Below are 17706 nucleotides of genomic sequence, written 5' to 3' on the forward strand. Positions count from 1 at the left end.
CCGCCTACTCCCGCCGCTGGAACAGCCGCACGACCACCCGCAGCGCCAGCGTCACGCCGCAGAACCCGAGCGCGAGCCCCAGCAGGCCGAAGAGCGACAGCTCGTCGGTCAGCTGGGGACCGCCGCCGCTGAGCGCCAGGACGACGGCGAGGATGCACGCGGTGATGCCGAACGCCGCGGCCAGTCCGTTGTTGACCTGGTCGCGCAGCCAGGCCCGGTCCTCGGCGTCGCCGAACGCGCGGGTGCGGACGGTGAAGGTGCCGTCGCCGAGGGCGCGGGTGAGGTGCTCGACCCGCTCGGGCAGCCGGCGGGCGATCGCGGCGACGACGCCGGCCTGGCTGACGGCCTGGGCGGCGACCCGCTTCGGCTCGGCGAGCCGCTTCAGCAGCGAGGGCAGCTGGGACCGGGCGGACTGCAGCAGGCTGCTGCCGGGGTCGAGGAGGGTGACCGCGGCCTCGACGGAGGTGAGCGTGCGGAACGCCGCGGCGACGTCGCCGGGGACGGCGATGCCGTGCCGGCGGAGCACGGCGAAGATCCGGGCGAAGGTGTCGCCGCCGACCGTGGTCCGCAGCTGGAGGGCGGCGATCTCACGGCCCAGCTCGCGTCGCAGCAGCGGCACGTCCAGGTCGTCGGGAACGTCGAACGCCAGTGTCAGCGCGTCCACCGCGGACACCGCGTCGTCGCTGAGGATCGCGAACAGCAGCAGCGCCAGCAGCTGCCGGGTCTCGGTGTCGAGGATCCCGACCGCGCCGAAGTCGAGCAGCCCGAGCCGCCCGTCGTCCAGCACCAGGATGTTGCCGGGGTGCAGGTCGGCGTGGAAGACGCCGGCGACGAAGACGGTGTCGAGCAGCGCGCCGATCAGGGTGTCCGCGAGCTCGACGCGCCGCTCGGCGGAGAGCCCGGCGACGGCGGCCTCGCCGTTGGAGAGGGGTACGCCGTGCAGCCGGTCCATCACGAGCACCCGGCGGGTGCTCAGGCCGGTGTCGACGGCGGGCACCACGATGTCGGCCCGGTCCCGCAGCGCGGCCGCGCCGGCGGCGGTGTTGCCGGCCTCGATCCGGTAGTCCAGCTCCTCGCGCAGCGACTGGGCCAGGCCGGCGGCCAGCCGGGACACCGCCATGTCCCGCGCCCACGGCCAGCGCTGCTCGGCGGTGGCCGCCAGCCGGACCAGGATGTCGGTGTCGACCTCGACCTGGCGGCGGGCCTTGCTGCGCTGCACCTTCACGACGACGTCCCGGCCGTCGCGGGTGGTCGCGGTGTGCACCTGGGCCACCGACGCGGCCGCCAGCGGCTCGGCGTCGAACGTGCGGAAGAGGGCCTCCGGCCGGTCGCCGAGGTCGGCCGTGATCGTGGCCGCCACCGCGTCGTACGGCTCCGGGTCGGCGTCGGACTGGAGCGTCGCCAGCGCGCGCGTGGTCTCGGCCGGCAGCAGGTCGTCGCGGGTGGCGAGGATCTGGCCGAGCTTGACGAAGGTGACGCCGGACCGGTTGAACACCGACGCCAGCGCCGGCCCGAAGGACGCCGAGCCCGGGCCGCCGCGGAGCACCGCGCCCAGGCCCGAGCCGGTGGCGGCCCGGGCGATCTGGAGATAGCGGCGGGTACGGCGCAGCCACGCCCGGAGCCGCCCCACCGCCTCGCGCGGGCCGGGCACGCTGCCCGACGGGACGAGCACCTCGAGCAGCATCACCACCGCGAGCGCGGCGGCGAACACCCACAGCGAGGCGACGAGGAGGAAGGCCGCGGCGGTCCCGTCGGAGGTGGTGAGCTCGCCCCGCTCGGTCGCGACGCCGGCGGAGACCGCGACCTTGCCGCTGAGCGGGATCCCCGCCAGGAGGGCGGTCCAGGCCACCACGAGGGTGCGCAGCCAGCCGACGCGGGCGCCGAGGATGCGGCGGATCACCGCCGCGAGGCCGGCGGCCAGCACGAGGCTCGACAACGCCGTGTAGACCCAGACCACCGCTCCCACGGCCCCACCGTAAGGGGCGTGGAGCCCTGTTCTCGGGATGGTCAGGGCGCGACCAGGGGCCGGTCAGGGGGACGTCAGGGTGATCACCGGCGCGACGAACCGCTCGACCAGGCGCCGTTCCTGCACCGCGGTGCCGCCGGGGACGGTCAGCAGCGAGACGATGACGCGCACCAGCCAGCGGGCGGCCTCGGCGTCCGGCGCCATGGTGAGGCCGAGCGCCTCGACCACCTCCGAGCCCTGGGCCAGGTCCGCCGTACGACCGGCGTCGGTCGCGCTGAACCAGGCGGCCAGGGCCGGCGCCGCGCGGACGTGGCGCAGCGCCGACAGGACCCCCTCGGTGACCGGATCGCCCTTCGCTCCGGCGAGGTCGGCCGCGACCAGACCGCCGACCCGGACCGCCTCCCGCTGCACGAACGCCAGCTGCAGCGCCGGCCGGTCCGGGAAGTAGCGGTAGAGCGTGGCCCGCGAGCAGCCCGCCGCGGCGGCGATCTCGCCCATGGCCACGGCGTCGACGCCCTGCTCGGCGAAGAGCGCGCCGGCGGCGTCGAGGATCCGCTCCACGGCAGGGGTACGCCGGTCGACCCAGGCGGTCACGAGACCACCAGCGGGACGGAGAGCGGGCGCCGGACGTACGGACCGGGCGCCCAGGTGACCGCATCCTCGTCGATCGTGAATGACGGGATGCGCGCGAGCAGCTCCTCCAGCGCGACGGTGATCTGCAGCCGCGCGGCGGCCGCGCCCAGGCAGTGGTGGTGGCCCTGGCCGAAGCTGAGCACCTGGCTCGGTCGGCGTCGTACGTCGAGGACGTCGGCGTCCGGCCCGTACCTCCGGGGGTCGCGGTTGCCGGCGGCGTACAGGAGGAGGACCTTGCGCCCCGCGGGGATGGTCGTGCCGTGCAGGACGACGTCGCGGGTCGTGGTGCGGGCCAGGCCCTGGACCGGGGAGGTGAGGCGCAGGATCTCCTCGACCGCGTCCGGGACCAGCTCGGGGGACGCGACGAGGAGGGCGCGCTGGCCGGGGTGCGCGGCGAGCAGCTGGACGGCGCCGCCGAGCGCGCCGGTGGAGGTGTCGTTGCCGCCGGCGACCATGGTGAAGACGAAGGCGAGGATCTCCAGCAGGTCGATGTCGGCCAGGACCAGCTGGGAGACGGTGTCCTCCCCCGGCGCGCTGCGGCGGCGCTCGACGAGCTCGGTGAAGTAGGTCAGCAGCTCGGCGGTCGCGCCGGCCGCGCCCGCAGCTGCCGCCGCCCCCTCACCGGCGACATTGGCCGCGACGATCGCGCTGCTCCAGTCGTCGAAGCGCGGCTGGTCCTCGACGGGCACACCGAGATAGTGCCCGACGACCCGGCTCGGCAGCGGCTTGAACAGCTCGGCCACCACGTCCCCGCCGCCCGCGGCCCGGAGCCGTTCGACCCGCTCCACGACGAACGCCCGCACCACCGGCGCGAGGTCGCGCACCTGACGCGGCGTGAACCCGCGCGCCACCAGCCGGCGGAAGGTGGTGTGCACCGGCGGGTCGGTCATCACGAACGGCGGGTTGTCGACGAGGCCGATCCGCTCCAGCTCGTCGTACTCGACGGTCAGGCCGTGCGCGCTGGAGTACGTCGCCACGTCGACCGCGGCCGCGAGGACGTCGGCGTGGCGGGACAGGACGTAGTGGTCGCGGTCCGGGCGCCCGGCCGGCACCACGTGGTGGACCGGGTGGTGGTCGCGCAGCCAGGCGTACCCGGGCCACGGGTCACGCCACGCGGCCCCGCCGCCGAGACGATATCCGGAATGCAACAGATCGTCCGTCATGCCTCAAAGATGAGACACAACAGACGATCTGTCCAGTACGTCAGGCGATGATCGCCTCGGGCACCGACGCGCCCGGCGTACGGCGCTCGGCGTCGGTCAGCCAGGCGAGCTGCTCGAGCCGCTCGAGGATCGAGTGCAGCAGGTCGGCGGTCGTCGGGTCGGCGGCGTCGACCTCGTCGTGGACCCGGCGGACGGTGCCGGTCACGGCGTAGATCGAGGCGACGATCGCGTCGATGACCTCGCCGGTCTCGACCTCGCCGCCGGGGAAGGCGGGCAGGCTCGACTGGGCGGAGGTACGCGCGGAGGTGCCGTCGGGGACGACGTACAGCGCCCGCATCCGCTCCGCGACGTCGTCGGTGAAGTCGCGTGCGGCGTCGACGATCTCGTCGAGCTGGAGGTGGAGGTCGCGGAAGTTGGGGCCGACCGCGTTCCAGTGCGCCTGCTTGCCCTGGAGGGCCAGGTCGTTGAGGTCGACGAGGATCTGCTGGAGGTGGCCGGCGAGCTTCTCGTCGGCGCGGAAGGCGGGGTGCGAGACGTGCTGGGACGTGCGGTGGCGGGTCGCGGTGGTCGCCATGGGTGATGCTCCCTTCGCTGTGGGCTCGGTCTTCTCGGTCCGGTAGGACCACGACAACCACTGTGCCACCTTTTTTGGAATGATTCCAGAAAAGGAAGCCTTGCCTACGTGAGGGAAACCTGGGCTCGCTCGGTGCGCGATGAATCCGGGTGTCGGTGCCGGTCCCTAGTGTTCGAGACCTGGCGCACCGACACGAGGAGACACAGGGGCGGCGATGAGCGAACCGATGATCCGCGCGACCGGACTGGTCAAGCGCTACAAGGACGTCGAGGCCCTGGCCGGGCTCGACCTGGCCGTGCCCGAGGGCAAGGTGCTGGCGCTGCTCGGGCCCAACGGCGCCGGCAAGACGACGGCCGTACGCTGCCTGACGACCCTCCTCGAGCCGGACGGCGGCTCGGCGAGCGTGGCCGGGATCGACGTGCTGGCGGAGCCCGCGGCGGCGAAGGCGAGGATCGGGCTGTCGGGCAGTACGCCGCGGTCGACGAGCACCTGACGGCGCACGAGAACCTCGTGATGATCGGCCGGCTCTACCACCTCGGCCGGCAGCGGGCGCGCACGCGGGCGCAGGAGCTGCTCGAGCGGTTCGACCTCACCGAGTTCGCGAGCCGGCCGACCAAGACCTACTCCGGCGGCCAGCGGCGGCGGCTCGACCTGGCGTGCGCGCTGGTCGCGGCGCCGCCGGTGATCGTGCTCGACGAGCCGACGACCGGCCTGGACCCGCGCAGCCGGCAGCTGATGTGGGACGTCATCCGCGAGCTGGTGGGCGAGGGGGCGACGCTGCTGCTGACGACGCAGTACCTCGAGGAGGCCGACGTGCTGGCCGACGACATCGTGGTGATCGACCACGGCCGCGAGATCGCGCACGGCACCGCCGACGAGCTCAAGGCGCAGACGGGCGGGCAGCGGATCGAGGTGGTGCTGGCCAGTGCTGTCGACACCGAGGCGGCGTTCGGGGTGCTCAACGAGGTCGCGGTCGGCGAGGTCAAGGTCTCCGGCGGCGGCCGCGAGCTGGAGGCCGCGGTCGGCGACGAGGCCGCGAGCGACCTGCTGCGGGTGCTGCAGGGCTTCGAGCGGGACGCCGTGAAGGTCCTCGACGTCGGGCTGCGCCGACCCACCCTCGACGACGTCTTCCTCACCCTGACCGGACACGAGAGCGCGGAGACCGACCGATGAGCACCGTCAACCAGGCCCTCAACGACGGCTGGGTGGTCGCCCAGCGCAACCTGATCAAGATCATCCGGGTCCCCGAGATCCTGGTGTTCGTCCTGCTCAGCCCGATCATGTTCGTGCTTCTGTTCGCCTATGTCTTCGGCGGCGCGATCGAGACGCCGGGCGTCAACTACCGCGAGTGGCTGATCGCGGGCATCTTCGGCCAGACCATCGTGTTCGGCGCGACGTTCACCGGCGCCGGCCTCGCCGAGGACATGCAGAAGGGCATCATCGACCGGTTCCGGTCCCTGCCGATGTCCAACTCAGCCGTCCTGGTGGGCCGGACCGCGTCCGACGTCGTCTACAACGTGCTGTCGCTGATCATCATGGCGCTCACCGGCCTGATCGTCGGGTGGCGGATCCGCGAGGGGCTCCTCGACGCGCTGGCGGCGTTCGCGCTGCTGCTGGTGTTCGGCTACGCGATCAGCTGGGTGATGGCCTGGGTGGGCCTGATGGTGCCGAGTGTCGAGGTCATCAACAACGCGTCGTTCATGGTGATCATGCCGCTCACCTTCATCTCCAACGCGTTCGTGCCGACCGAGTCCTTCAACAAGGTGCTCAAGCCGGTGGTGGAGTGGAATCCGGTCTCGGCCGTCACACAGGCCAGCCGCGACCTGTTCGGCAACACCGGCGTCGGGCCGGGCTCCGACGCGTGGTCGATGCAGCACCCGGTCGCCTACACCCTGATCTGGGTGGTGCTGATCATCGCGGTCTTCGCGCCGCTGTCGGTGCGGCAGTACCGGCTGACGACGAGCAGGTAGCCCGGCGGGTCAGAGCCGGTCGGCCAGCCTCCGGGCCGCGATCTGCAGCGCGTCCCACACCGTGGCGAACGGCGGCGCGTAGGCCAGGTCCATGCCGGCCAGGTCGTCGACGGTGAGGCCGCCCCACAGCGCGGCGGCCGCGGCGTCGACGCGCTTCGCCGAGCCCGGCCCGCCGACGATCTGTACGCCGAGCAGGCGGCGGGTGGCCCGGTCCCCGAGCACCTTGGTGTGGATCACCTCGGCCTCCGGCATGTAGCCGCTGATCGTGGTGCCGGTGGTGACGAGCGCGGCGACGTCGTACCCCGCCTCGGCCGCCTGGTCGCTCGAGAGCCCGGTCCGCGCGATCTCCAGGTGCACGCCGCCCGCGACGAAACGGGTGATGGCGGTGCCCAGGGCACCCCCGAACCGACGGTCCCCGCCGAGCAGGTTGTCGCCGACGACGCGGCCGAGCTTGTTGGCGTGGGTGCCGAGCGGGAGGAAGGCACGCCGGCCGGTGAGCCGGTGCTCCACCTCGCAGCAGTCGCCGGCGGCCCAGATCCCCGGGGCGATCCGGCCAGCGGGATCGGGCAGGTATCCGCCCGCCTCGCCGAGCGGCAGCCCGGCCTCGCCGCCGAGGCGGGTGGCGGGCTCGACCCCGATCGCGAGGACGACGACGTCCGCACCGAGGCGCTCACCGGTGTCGGTGACGACACCGCTCACCCGGTCCCCCGGTCCGCCGGTCGTCTCCAGCCCGTCGATCGTGCGGCCGGTGCGCAGGTCCACGCCGGCGGCGACCAGCGCGTCCTCGATCTCGGCGCCCAGGTCCTCATCGAGGCTGCTCATCACCCGGCCCCGGGTGACCAGCGTCGCCGAGAGGCCGCGCCGGATCAGCGCCTCGGCCATCTCCACGCCGATGTACCCGCCGCCCACGACGACCGCCCGCGACGGACCGCCCACCTCGCCGGCCCGCTCGAGGAGGCCCGTCCAGAGCTCGCCGTCGTCGAGGCTCTTCACCGGATGGACGCCGTCGACCAGCCCGCCGTCCGCCGCCCGCGCCCAGTCCGGGATGATCGGCGCGGCTCCGGTCGCGAGCACCAGCTCGTCGTACTCCGCCTCGCCGGCGGTCCCGTCCTGCTCGAACCGCACCCGCCGCCGCTCGGTGTCCACCGCGACCGCCCGCGCACCGAGCCGCAGGTCGATGCCCGCGCTCCGGTGCTCCGCGGCCGTGCGGGCCACCAGGTCGTCGCCGCTGGGGACGTCCCCGGCGATCCAGTACGGGATCCCGCAGGCGGAGTACGACGTGTGCCCGGTCGCCTCCAGGACGGTGATCTCGACGTCGCGACCCGCCGCGTCCGCGGCGCGCAGCGCGGTGTGCGCGGCGCTCATGCCGGCCGCGTCCGCGCCGACCACCAGGATCCGGGTCAACGGGGACCACCGGGCGTGCGCCGCGAGCTGTCCGAGCACACCGTGGTTCCGAGCACGGGCCCCAGGGTACGGGCCCGGTCAGCGGCTCCGAGCGCGCCACCTCGCCCGGAGCTGGGTCAGCTGGTGAGCGATTCCCCTGGGGTCGCGCATCAGCACCACGACGATGAGCAGGCCGAACACGAGTTGGGCGACGACGGACGGGGGGAACGGCGCGCCGGGGTCGGAGCTCAGGCCCGGTACGGCCTCCCCGTATCGCTGCAGCAGCAGCGGGAGTGCGGTCACGAAGGCCGCACCTCCCACGGCTCCCCGGATCGAGCCCAGACCGCCGATGATCACCATGGCGAGGTACTGGAGCGACAGCATCAGGCTCCAGTACTCGGGAACGATCCGCCGGAAGGCCAGCGCCAGCAGCACGCCGGAGAGGCCGGCGAGGACGGCGCTCACCATGAAGCCGCTCGACCGGGTGCGATTGACGTCGATGCCGAGCGCCGCCGCGTGCTGCTCGCTGTCACGAACGGCGATGTAGGCGCGGCCCACCCGACCGCGCAGGATCCGCGACGCGAGCAGCGCGGTGGCCAGGAGGGTCAGTCCGGCGACGACCCAGAGCCGCTCCGGCCGGCCGAAGGGCACGCCGAGCAGCGTGATCGCCGGCTCGTTGCCGATCACCGCGAACCCGCCGATGGTCAGGTCCGGCACGCTGCGCCCGTTGAAGCCACCACTGAGCTCCGGGAAGGCGTACAGGACGTGCTCGCCGATGAAGATCAGGGCCAGGGTGGCCACGCCGATGCTGATCCCCTTGAGGCGGCGGGACAACGGACTGAACGCGAGGCCCACGACCGCCGAGAGCACCACCGCGGCGCCGACCGCCAGCAGCGGAGGCAGTCCCATCCCCCAGCTCCCCTCGACGGCGGGCGAGGCGAAGAACAGGTAGCCGTAGGCGCCGACCGCGAGGAAGAACGAGTGGGCGAGCGACAGCTGACCCACACGGCCGTAGAGGATGGTGAGGCCGATCGCCCCGATCGACGCCGCGAAGGCGAACCCACCCAGGTTGAGCCAGAACGCGTCGACGTAGAGGGGCGCCACGAGCAGGGCGATCACGATCGCGGCGACCAGGACGGCGCGGCCCCCTCGGCGAGGTCGCCGAGGCGCGCCGGGCGCTCCTGTGCCGACGGACCGGCCCGGAGCCGGCTCCGGGCCGGCGGCGGACGACTCGGGGGGTGTGGCCGTCAGGGCCATCGTGCGACCGCTGTCCTCAGACACGCCGTACCTCCTGTGTTCCGAAGAGACCTGCCGGGCGCCAGACGAGGACGGCCAGCATGACGACGTACGGCGCGACGACCTCGAGTCCCTGCCCGAGGAACGCCAGGTCGGCGTGATAGCCCAGGACCAGCGCCTCCGACAGCCCGACCAGCAGGCCACCGACCACCGCGCCGGTGGTCGAGTCGAGACCGCCGATGATGGCGGCGGGAAGCGCTCGGAGCGCCACGTCCCCCAGGCTCGTGTCGAGCCCGGGACTCGGGAATCCGACCAGGAAGACGCCTGCGACCACGGCGAGCGCGCCGGAGACACCCCACGCCGTCGCCGCCACGACACCGAGGCGAACACCCATCAGTGCGGCCGTGTCGGGGCGCTCCGCCGTCGCGCGCATGGCGATCCCGAAGTCGCTGCGCTGCAACCAGAGATGGAATCCGACGAGGAACAGGAGACTCACCGCGAGAGCGGCGATCCTGATCGCCGGAACCGTGACCCCGAGGAGGGAGAAGGTCTCCGACCCCCAGGGATCACCGGCGGGGATGATCCGAGCGCCGATCCGGCGATCCACCTCGGTCACGAGCGCGAAGTCGAGGCCGAGGGTCATCACGCTCGCCGCCACCACTGCGTTGTGCCGGGTGAACCGGCGTACCAGGAACTTCTCGATGAGCACCGACAGCGCGACCGTGAAGATCAACCCGATCAGCAGCGCCAACCAGAACGGGAGGTCGTGGACGGTCGCGGCGCTCGCGACGACGAACGTGCCCAACATGAGCAACGAGGGCTGCGCGAGGTTCACGACCGCCGACGACTTGTAGACGATGACGATGCCGAGGGCCACCAGTGCGTAGAGGGATCCGACCGACACCCCGGTCACCACGACCGTGAGCAGATGGTTCATGCCGACTCCTTCTCCGTTCCCAGGTACGCCGCGATCACGCGCTCGTCCGCCGAGATCTGCTCGGGCGGTCCGGTTGCGATGACCGTCCCGAAGTCGAGGACCGTGATGGTGTCGGCGACCGCCATCACCAGTCGCATGTCGTGCTCGACCAGGACCACCGTCAGGGAGCGCTCCGCCGCGAGCCGGGAGACGAGCAGCGTCAGCTCCGCCTTCTCGTGGGTGTGCAGGCCCGCAGCAGGCTCGTCGAGCAGCAGCAACCGCGGCCGCATCGCCAAGGCTCGGCCGAGGTCCACTCGCTTCTGGATGCCGTAGGGAAGCGCGGCCGCCTCGTCGTGGAGATGGGACTCCAGCCCCAGGTACTCCGCCACCTCCGCGGCCGCACGCCGTGCCTCCCGGTCGTCGCGACGGGCGCGCGGGAGACCCAGCGCTGCGGCGACCGCGCCCGACCTCCCGTGTCGGTGGTGCCCGATCATCAGGTGCTCCTCGACCGTGAGGTCGTCGAACATCGAGGCGTTCTGGAACGCTCGACCCACACCCCGATCTGCGATCCGGTGCGGCGCGGTCCCGACCAGCTCCCGGCCGTCGAGGCGGACCGACCCCTCCTGGGGCGCGTAGAGACCGCTGAGGACGTTGAGCAGCGAGGACTTGCCCGCTCCGTTCGGGCCGATCAGCGCATGGACCGATCCGCCGGCCACCGAGAAGGTCACGGCGCTCAGCGCGGTCACTCCGGTGAAGCGCAGCGTCACGTCCCGCACGTCCAGCTCGGCCGGGTGCGTGGACCGCTCAGATGCGGACATCGGCATCGATCTCCCCTCCCAGATAGGCGGCCTGGATCTCCGGGCTGGCCTTGAGCTCGTCGGCAAAGCCGTCGAGAACCGACTCGCCAACGGCGAGGACGTAGGCACGATCCGCGAGCTCCAGTGCGACATGTGCGTTCTGCTCGACGATCAGCATCGACGTGCCCGCGTCGTTGATCGCCTCGAGGATCTGGCTGACCTGGTCGACGATCCGGGGAGCCAGACCGAGCGACGGCTCGTCGAGCAGGAGGACGTCGGGGTCCGCCATCATCGCGCGGGCGATGGCCAGCATCTGCTGCTCGCCGCCCGACAGCAGGCCGGCGAGCTGGCGCCGTCGATCACCGAGGACCGGGAAGGTGTCGAAGGCCCGGTCCAGACGCGTGTGCATCTCGAGACGCCCGAGGCGCTTGCAGTAGGCCCCGATCCGCAGGTTCTCCTCCACGGACAGCGTCCCGAAGACCTGTCGGCCCTCAGGCACCTGGACGATGCCGCGCCGTACCCTCTCGTCGGCCGAGCGGCCGGTGATCGACGAGCCGCGGTGCCGGATCGTGCCGCCGACGACCCGGCCGCCGTGGGTGCCGACCGCACCCGAGAACGCGCGCAGCAGCGAGGTCTTCCCGGCTCCGTTGCTCCCGAGGATCGCCACGACCTCACCCGGCCGCACCTCCAGGTCCAGGTCGCGGACCGCGACGGTCGAGGATCCGTACTGCACCGTCAGGCCCGCGGCGGCCAGGACGGCCGGCGGAGTCGCCGACTCCGTCTCTGCCGTCATCGGTCGAGGAACTTCGCCACGGTGGGTCCGGCGTAGTCCTTCTCCACGACCTCCAGGCCGCCGGGGACGGACTTGTCAGGGCGCAGGACGATCACCTGGCTCGACGGGCTGACGCCCGGCGTCGAGTAGTCGAGAGGGACCGTGGCGCCCTGGGTGTCGATCTGGAAATCGCCGTGGAAGACCTTCCACAGCGAGTCGCGGCTGAGCTCGGAGTCCGCGCAGGCCTTCTCCATCGCCGCGTCCATCACCGCGGAGATGGCGTAGCCGAGCACGACCATCTGACTCGGCGGGACCTTCGACCCCGACTTCGCGTAGAGATCCCGCACGGCGACGGCGGCAGGCTCGTCGGCGCCGTAGGCCGTGACGCTCCCGACCACGAGGACGCGCTCCTCGAGCGTGGCCGCGATGTTCGTGTCCAGCAGCTGGGGCGCGTAGCCACCCATCGACGCCACGATCGGCACGTCGAGGCCCTGGGCCTCACTCAGGCCGGCGACCGAGGCCAGCTGCGGCGGCGCGGCATTGAGGAAGATCGCCGACACGCCCTTCTTGCGCAGCTCGGCGACCTGGGCGGTGAGGTCGGTGATGGACGGGTCGATCTGGACCGCCTCGACAGCGATGTCGTTCTGCTCGCCCGCATAGGTCAGGCCCTCGAGCGCGGGCTCTCCGAAGTCGCCCTGGAAGTAGATGTGCCCGACCTTGTCCCCGGCCGCGACCCTCCCCTCCTCGATGAGGTAGTCGAGCGCATCGACCATCTCGGCACCGAAGTAGGTCCCCGGCACGACGAGCGACGGCGACTCGCCGAGGTCCGGCGACCAGCTCATCGCGATGGCCATGATCTCGTTCTCCTCCAGCTCGGCGCGGATGGCCATGGAGGTGGGCGACCCGACACTGATCTGGTAGGCCAGCACGCTGTCGTTCAGCTCACCCGCGAGCGCGATCGCGCGCTGGGGGTCGTACCCGTGATCGCGGGTGACCAGCTCGACCTGCCGGCCACAGGCTCCGCCGTCGGCGTTCTTCTGGTCCCAGTAGAGCTGGATCCCCAGGTTCTGCTGCTCGGCCGGCGCCTTGAAGGGACCGGTCAGGTCGCTGAGCAGGCCCAACCGGATCACGTCGTCGGTCACCCCGACGGCCGCGTCATCGGTGCCGCTCTTCGTCGCGCACGCCGCGGTGGTCCCGAGCAGCGTGGCGCTGACAAGGATGCTCACCATGACCCGGCCCGAGACAGACTTCTTCCACAGAGACTTGCTGGCTGGTTTCACTGGATCGTCCTTTGCCTTGGCTGATGACGCGCGGTCGTTCGCGGTCAGGGATGGGGCGCTCACCGAGAAGCGTTGATCTCCCGCACGACGGCCAGGGCCTCGGAGGGCTCCATCCGGGTGCGGTAGGCCATGGACACGTGACGCGCGCGCACGACGCCGTCCGGGTCGATGACGAAGGTCGCCGGCACCGGCAGGCTGTAGTTGCCGTCCGGCTGCTGCCTCGCCAGAGCGGCGAGCGTCGAGTCGAGCATGTGCTCGGTGATGCCGACCGGCAGGTCGAAGCGGATCCGGTACGCCGCCAGCACCGACTGCTCGACGTCCGACAGCACGTCGTACTCGAGCGCGTGCTTCTCGGTCATCGACATGGCGTCGTCGGGCGCCTGGGGACTGATCGCGATCAGGGACGCGCCCTCGGCCCTGAAGTCGTCCACCATGGCCTGGTAGGCCCGCAGCTCGAGGTTGCAGTAGGGGCACCAGGAGCCTCGGTAGAAGGTGAGCACCACCGGGCCCGTGGCGAGCCGGTCGGCGAGCCTGACGACACCTCCCCTCGCGTCGGGAAGCTCGAAGTCGGGGGCGACGTCACCGACGTCGAGGCCGGGGACCAGGCCCTTCTCCTCGACCTCGGCGAAGGCTGCGTTGATCGCCGCCTTCGCCTCCTCCGGCCGGTTGACCGACGCCGCGAACTGAGCCAGCTGCTCGTTCAGGGTCCGCAACTCCGTGTTCACGTTTTCCCACCTTTCACCGATTAACGCCGACTGCGTTCGATAAACGGAGGATGTCAGGCAGGTCACATGCTGTCAAGGACGCAACGGTCGTTTCACACGGACGGTCGGCCGGACGGCGTCCGCGCACGCCCCAGCGCACGCCCCGCGCACGCGCTCACGCCCGAGCCGGCACGCGGGCGCGGGCAGACGGGCAGCCGGGACCGCGCCGGTCACTCGAGGGGGACGGCGGTCGATTCGGCGCGAGCGACTCGTCAGCCGGATGCGAGCGAGAGCGCGCGAGCCAACGTCATGACCTCGTCAGCAAGGTCGGAGGCCTCCCCGATCCGTGCCTCGGGGATGACGAGACCGACGCTCGCGGTCGCCCGATCGCCGGTGTAGACGGGAGCGGCGATGCCGGTGTAGCCCGGGACGATCTCGCCCGTCGTCATCGCGAAGCCGCGGCGACGCGCCTCGTCGACCTCCGGACGCTCGCCGGGCACCGGCTCCCGCCCGGCGAGGATGGCGATCCCGTTGGCGGCCAGCGACAACGGGACCCGGGCACCGACGCGCATCCCGACCCGGAAGTTGGCGGCCGGCGGCTCGATGGAGAGCATCGTGACGGCCTCGTCGCCGTCCGCGACATGGAGCACCGAGGTCGCGACGACACGTTGCGTCGCATCGCGCAGCATGGGCGTCGCCAGCGAGATCAGGTCCTTGGAGACCATCCGCGCCAGGGTGAAGATGCCGCTGCCGATCACGTAGCGCCCGTCGGAGAGGCGGGCGACGAAGTTCCGGTGGGCGAGCGTTCCCAGCAGGCGCGCGACGATCGACCGGTGCACGCCGACGTGCTGCGCCACCTCCGTCGCCGTGAAGCCCTCGGCCGACGTGCCCAGGAACTCGAGCACCTGCAGACCTCGGTCCAGCGTCTGCGCGATCTCGCTCGACGCCTTCCGGCTCTCCGCCATCTCGACCCTCCTCCGGTCGCAGCACGCGACTCGCGGTCTCTTCTATCAGCCCCTGCCGCACCCGACCAAGCCTCGCGCGCCCGGGCTGCCCAATGAGCTTGATTGTCCTATATTCGGTCTCTAGTATCGATAATCGGAGATAGGAGCAACGATGACCCCCGCTGAGAGCGCGCTCGTCCAAGAGGTCACCATCGCCGTCCGCCCCGCACCGGGACGCACCAAGCTCATCGACCTGCCGGTCGACGGGGAGGTGGTCATGGGCATGCGGGACGAGGTCGCCGACCACTACCGGGTCCCCCGCGAGGATCTGACGCCCCACGCCACCACCCTCGACTACGTGATCGGCGCCACCGCCGGCTGCCTGACCGGCACCTTCGCCGGCATGCTGCAGGCGCTCGGCCAGGACACCCGGGACGATCGGTTGACGGCGAGGGCGCGAGGCCGGATCGTCAAGGACCGCGGAGTGCTCCGGATCGACGCCGTCCACGTGACCTACACGCTGCGCGTCGACGAGTCGGTCTCGGTGAGCGACGTGGAGCGGGCACACGACCGGCACCAGAACCACTGCCCGATCGCCCGATCGATCGGCACCTCGGTCACCATCACCACCGAGCTTCGACTGTCGTGAGCGCTCCGCCCCACGACCGGCCGGGCGACCTCCCCCACCTGCCCCTGGACGAGCTCATCGACCTCGTCGGACGCCGCACCCCGACGCCCGGCGGCGGTGCGGTGGCCGCGATCTCCCTGTCCATGGCGGCATCGCTCGTCCAGATGGTGATCGCCTACAGCGACGCGGAGGCCGGCGGCGAGGCGCTCGGGGAGACGCGACTCGTCCGTCTCCGCGCCGCCGGCGGCGAGGCTCTGGCGCTCGCCCGCCGGGACGCGGAGGCGTACGCCGCGTATCGCGCAGCCCACCGCGCCGGCACCCCCGAAGCACGGCGAGCCGCCCTCGAGGCGGCCATCGACGTCCCGCTGGCAGTGTGCGCGCTCGCGGCCGAGGTCGCCGAGGCGGCCACCCGCCTCGCGGCCGAGGGCAACCCCCGGCTGCACGCCGACGCGGTCATCGCCTCCCAGCTCGCGGCAGCGGCGGCCGAGGGAGCCGCCGCACTGGTGCTCTCGAACCTCGCCGGCCGGGTCGACGCCCGCCGCGAACGCCTCGACCGCGCCCTCTCGACCTGCCGATCCGCCGCTGCCGCCACCCGGGCCGGTCAGCCCAGCGGCGGGCCGGGAGACCGGTGATGCGCTGCCGGGTGATGGGCGTCCTCAACGTCACGCCGGACTCGTTCTCCGACGGTGGGCGGCACCTCGACCACGCGTCGGCGCGGACGGCGGGCCTCGCTCTCCATGCTGCCGGAGCCGACATCGTCGATGTCGGCGGCGAGTCCACCCGGCCCGGCGCCGCTCGGGTGCCGGAGGCGGTCGAGGCCGCGCGGGTGCTCCCGGTGATCCACGCGCTCGCCGCCGCCGGGATGGCAGTCAGCGTGGACACGACCCGTGCCGCCATCGCCGCCGCAGCGATCGACGCCGGTGCGGTGATGGTCAACGACGTGAGCGGCGGACGACAGGACCCGGCCATGCACCGCACCGTGGCTGCCGCGGACGGCGTGGACTACGTCCTGGGCCACTGGCGGGCCCCTTCCGCGGTGATGGACCAGCACGCCCGGTACGACGATGTCGTCGACGAGGTCGCGACCGAGCTGCGGCTCCAGGTGGATCGCGCCTGCGCGGCCGGCATCGACAAGGAGCGCATCGTCGTGGACCCCGGTCTCGGCTTCGCGAAGGAGCTCGACCACAACTGGGCGCTGCTGGCCGCGCTGCCCACGATCGGCGAGCTCGGGCTGCGCACGATGGTCGGCGCCAGCCGCAAGCGCTTCCTGGCGAGCCTGCCCGGCGACGCCGCCGGAGCCGTGCGCCCACCGGGCGAGAGGGACGCGGCCACGGTCGCCACGACGGTGTGGGCGGCGCTCCACGGCGCCTGGGCCGTTCGCGTGCACGCCGTACGCCCGTCGGTCGACGCCCTCGCCGTCGTCGGCCGACTCCTCGACGCGGGCGAACGGCCCTGACCCATGCCCGACCTCTCGGCGCTCCTCGAGGCACACCGCGCCGAGCAGCGCGTCGCCTGGATCGACGCGAGCGCCTTCACGTCGTGGTCCGGACGATCCTCCCTCTTCGCCGTCCTCGGGGATGACGACGTCTCCCTCACCTTCGACGCCGCGGCCCGCATCGTCTGGGAGCACCGGGCCGGGCGCCGCCGCAGGATCGGCACCGACATCTTCTCGACGCTGGCCGCCGCGATCGAGCGCGATCGCGACCGCCCCGACGTGGTCTGGGTGGGCTACCTCGGCTACGGCTGCCGCACGGACCTGCCGGTCCTGGGCTCGTCGCCAGGGGTGCCCGGGGGCGATCCGGACAGGCACGTCATGCCGCCCGACGCCGTGTGGATGCGAACCGTCGACCCTGTCGTCGTCCGGCACTCCGATCCCCGGACCGCGCCCGCGCAGCGCCCCTGCGACGTGGGCGCGTCGCCGCCTCCGCAGAGCTATCGCGACGCGTTCGCGGAGGTGCAGGAGCGCCTCCATGCCGGCGACTCGTACGAGGTCAACCTCACCTACCGCATCGAGGAGACGGCGGCGGCGGACCCCGTCGATGTGTATCGCCGCCTGCGAGAGATCAATCCGGCGCCGTACGCCGCGTATCTGCGGCACGACGACGTCGCGGTGCTGTCCAGCAGCCCGGAGCGATTCGCGCGGGTCACCGGCCGGCGGATCGAGACCCGTCCGATCAAGGGCACGACACCGCGCTCGTCGGATCCGGTCGAGGACGCCGCCGCGGCCCGTCTGCTGAGCTCCGCCGAGAAGTACCGGGCGGAGAACCTGATGATCGTCGACCTGCTCCGCAACGACCTGTCGATGATGTGCGAGCCGGGCACGGTCGAGACGCCGATGCTCATGGAGGTCGAGTCCTACGCCACCGTGCACCAGCTGGTGTCGACGGTGACCGGCGTCCTGTCCGACGGGGTCGACACCTGCGAGGCCATCCGCCGGATGTTCCCGCCCGGCTCGATGACGGGCGCACCCAAGAGGCGGACGATGTCCGTCATCGCCGACGTCGAGAGCACGCCGCGCGGCGTCTACGCCGGCACGCTCGGCTGGATCGCACCCGACGGCGACGCGGACCTGTCCGTGGTGATCCGCACGCTGACGGCGACCCGCGACCCGCGAGGCTCTCGCTGGCACTACGCGGCCGGCACGGGCGGCGGCATCACCGTCCAGTCACAGCTCGAGGACGAATGGGCCGAGTCCCGGGTGAAGGCCGATCGGCTGAGGTCGGCGCTCGGCGCCTGCTGA

18 protein-coding genes and 2 pseudogenes are annotated in these 17706 nt (G+C 72.3%); 7 read left to right on the forward strand and 13 right to left on the reverse strand.

Features of this window, described 5'->3' with window-relative positions:
* Nucleotides 1-4: 4 nt before the first annotated feature.
* From FIV44_RS14085 to FIV44_RS14100, 4 genes are all read right to left on the reverse strand, one after another.
* Entirely contained in the window at nt 5-1966 is a 1962-nt protein-coding gene (locus FIV44_RS14085; RefSeq protein WP_141004985.1) for an ABC1 kinase family protein, read from the reverse strand.
* A 63-nt stretch (nt 1967-2029) separates the two neighbouring features.
* Nucleotides 2030-2560, reverse strand: coding sequence for a TetR/AcrR family transcriptional regulator (locus tag FIV44_RS14090; RefSeq protein WP_141004986.1), 531 nt, complete (start codon nt 2558-2560; stop codon nt 2030-2032).
* On the reverse strand, nt 2557-3762 hold the full coding sequence (locus FIV44_RS14095) for a cytochrome P450 (RefSeq protein ID WP_141004987.1): 1206 nt from the start codon (nt 3760-3762) through the stop codon (nt 2557-2559). Before FIV44_RS14095 ends, FIV44_RS14090 begins: the two co-directional genes overlap by 4 nt.
* A 40-nt stretch (nt 3763-3802) precedes the next feature.
* Nucleotides 3803-4336 carry a Dps family protein gene (locus FIV44_RS14100; protein ID WP_141004988.1) on the reverse strand — a complete coding sequence of 178 codons (534 nt, stop codon included), beginning with the start codon at nt 4334-4336 and terminating at the stop codon, nt 3803-3805.
* A 226-nt stretch (nt 4337-4562) separates the two neighbouring features.
* Between FIV44_RS14100 and FIV44_RS33580 the strand changes: the two are divergent.
* The 3 genes and pseudogenes from FIV44_RS33580 to FIV44_RS14110 all read left to right on the forward strand — a co-directional run.
* Nucleotides 4563-4984 (forward strand): annotated as a pseudogene (locus FIV44_RS33580) (ABC transporter ATP-binding protein); the annotation flags it as partial.
* An 87-nt stretch (nt 4985-5071) separates the two neighbouring features.
* A complete protein-coding gene (locus FIV44_RS33585; protein ID WP_246087030.1) occupies nt 5072-5509 on the forward strand; it encodes an ATP-binding protein DrrA1-3 family domain-containing protein in 438 nt (145 codons plus the stop codon).
* On the forward strand, nt 5506-6306 hold the full coding sequence (locus tag FIV44_RS14110) for an ABC transporter permease (RefSeq protein WP_141004989.1): 801 nt from the start codon (nt 5506-5508) through the stop codon (nt 6304-6306). Before FIV44_RS33585 ends, FIV44_RS14110 begins: the two co-directional genes overlap by 4 nt.
* A 9-nt stretch (nt 6307-6315) precedes the next feature.
* Here the strand turns inward: FIV44_RS14110 and FIV44_RS14115 are convergent, their stop codons facing one another.
* The 9 genes and pseudogenes from FIV44_RS14115 to FIV44_RS14150 all read right to left on the reverse strand — a co-directional run bounded on the left by FIV44_RS14115 (nt 6316) and on the right by FIV44_RS14150 (nt 14359).
* Nucleotides 6316-7749, reverse strand: a complete 1434-nt coding sequence (locus FIV44_RS14115) for an FAD-dependent oxidoreductase (RefSeq protein ID WP_219996446.1) — start codon at nt 7747-7749, stop codon at nt 6316-6318.
* Between the two features lie 39 nt (nt 7750-7788).
* Nucleotides 7789-8970: a branched-chain amino acid ABC transporter permease gene (locus tag FIV44_RS14120; RefSeq protein WP_141004990.1), complete on the reverse strand. Its 1182-nt coding sequence runs from the start codon at nt 8968-8970 to the stop codon at nt 7789-7791.
* The gene (locus FIV44_RS14125; RefSeq protein WP_141004991.1) at nt 8963-9862 is read right to left on the reverse strand and encodes a branched-chain amino acid ABC transporter permease; all 900 of its coding nucleotides are present in this window, start codon (nt 9860-9862) and stop codon (nt 8963-8965) included. The genes FIV44_RS14120 and FIV44_RS14125 overlap by 8 nt, the downstream gene beginning before the upstream one ends.
* On the reverse strand, nt 9859-10131 hold the full coding sequence (locus tag FIV44_RS34055) for an ABC transporter ATP-binding protein C-terminal domain-containing protein (protein WP_425465173.1): 273 nt from the start codon (nt 10129-10131) through the stop codon (nt 9859-9861). Before FIV44_RS34055 ends, FIV44_RS14125 begins: the two co-directional genes overlap by 4 nt.
* A pseudogene (locus FIV44_RS14130) lies at nt 10108-10665 on the reverse strand (ABC transporter ATP-binding protein); the annotation flags it as partial. The gene FIV44_RS34055 and the pseudogene FIV44_RS14130, both read right to left, overlap by 24 nt.
* A complete protein-coding gene (locus FIV44_RS14135) occupies nt 10646-11431 on the reverse strand; it encodes an ABC transporter ATP-binding protein (RefSeq protein WP_141004993.1) in 786 nt (261 codons plus the stop codon). The pseudogene FIV44_RS14130 and the gene FIV44_RS14135, both read right to left, overlap by 20 nt.
* Nucleotides 11428-12639: an ABC transporter substrate-binding protein gene (locus tag FIV44_RS14140; protein ID WP_141004994.1), complete on the reverse strand. Its 1212-nt coding sequence runs from the start codon at nt 12637-12639 to the stop codon at nt 11428-11430. Before FIV44_RS14140 ends, FIV44_RS14135 begins: the two co-directional genes overlap by 4 nt.
* Before the next feature lie 110 nt (nt 12640-12749).
* A complete protein-coding gene (locus FIV44_RS14145) occupies nt 12750-13415 on the reverse strand; it encodes a peroxiredoxin-like family protein (RefSeq protein WP_181411172.1) in 666 nt (221 codons plus the stop codon).
* A 251-nt stretch (nt 13416-13666) separates the two neighbouring features.
* A complete protein-coding gene (locus FIV44_RS14150) occupies nt 13667-14359 on the reverse strand; it encodes an IclR family transcriptional regulator (RefSeq protein WP_141004996.1) in 693 nt (230 codons plus the stop codon).
* 151 nt (nt 14360-14510) lie between these two features.
* Here FIV44_RS14150 and FIV44_RS14155 point away from each other — a divergent pair, with 151 nt between their 5' ends.
* The 4 genes from FIV44_RS14155 to pabB are packed head-to-tail and all read left to right on the forward strand — an operon-like array spanning nt 14511 to nt 17706.
* The gene (locus tag FIV44_RS14155; protein WP_141004997.1) at nt 14511-14987 is read left to right on the forward strand and encodes an OsmC family protein; all 477 of its coding nucleotides are present in this window, start codon (nt 14511-14513) and stop codon (nt 14985-14987) included.
* Nucleotides 14984-15598, forward strand: coding sequence for a cyclodeaminase/cyclohydrolase family protein (locus tag FIV44_RS14160; RefSeq protein ID WP_181411173.1), 615 nt, complete (start codon nt 14984-14986; stop codon nt 15596-15598). The genes FIV44_RS14155 and FIV44_RS14160 overlap by 4 nt, the downstream gene beginning before the upstream one ends.
* Entirely contained in the window at nt 15598-16422 is an 825-nt protein-coding gene (folP, locus tag FIV44_RS14165) for a dihydropteroate synthase (protein WP_141004999.1), read from the forward strand. Before FIV44_RS14160 ends, folP begins: the two co-directional genes overlap by 1 nt.
* Nucleotides 16423-16425: 3 nt before the next feature.
* Nucleotides 16426-17706, forward strand: coding sequence for an aminodeoxychorismate synthase component I (pabB, locus tag FIV44_RS14170; RefSeq protein ID WP_141005000.1), 1281 nt, complete (start codon nt 16426-16428; stop codon nt 17704-17706).

The organism is Nocardioides humi (assembly GCF_006494775.1).
Classification (GTDB): Bacteria; Actinomycetota; Actinomycetes; order Propionibacteriales; family Nocardioidaceae; genus Nocardioides; species Nocardioides humi.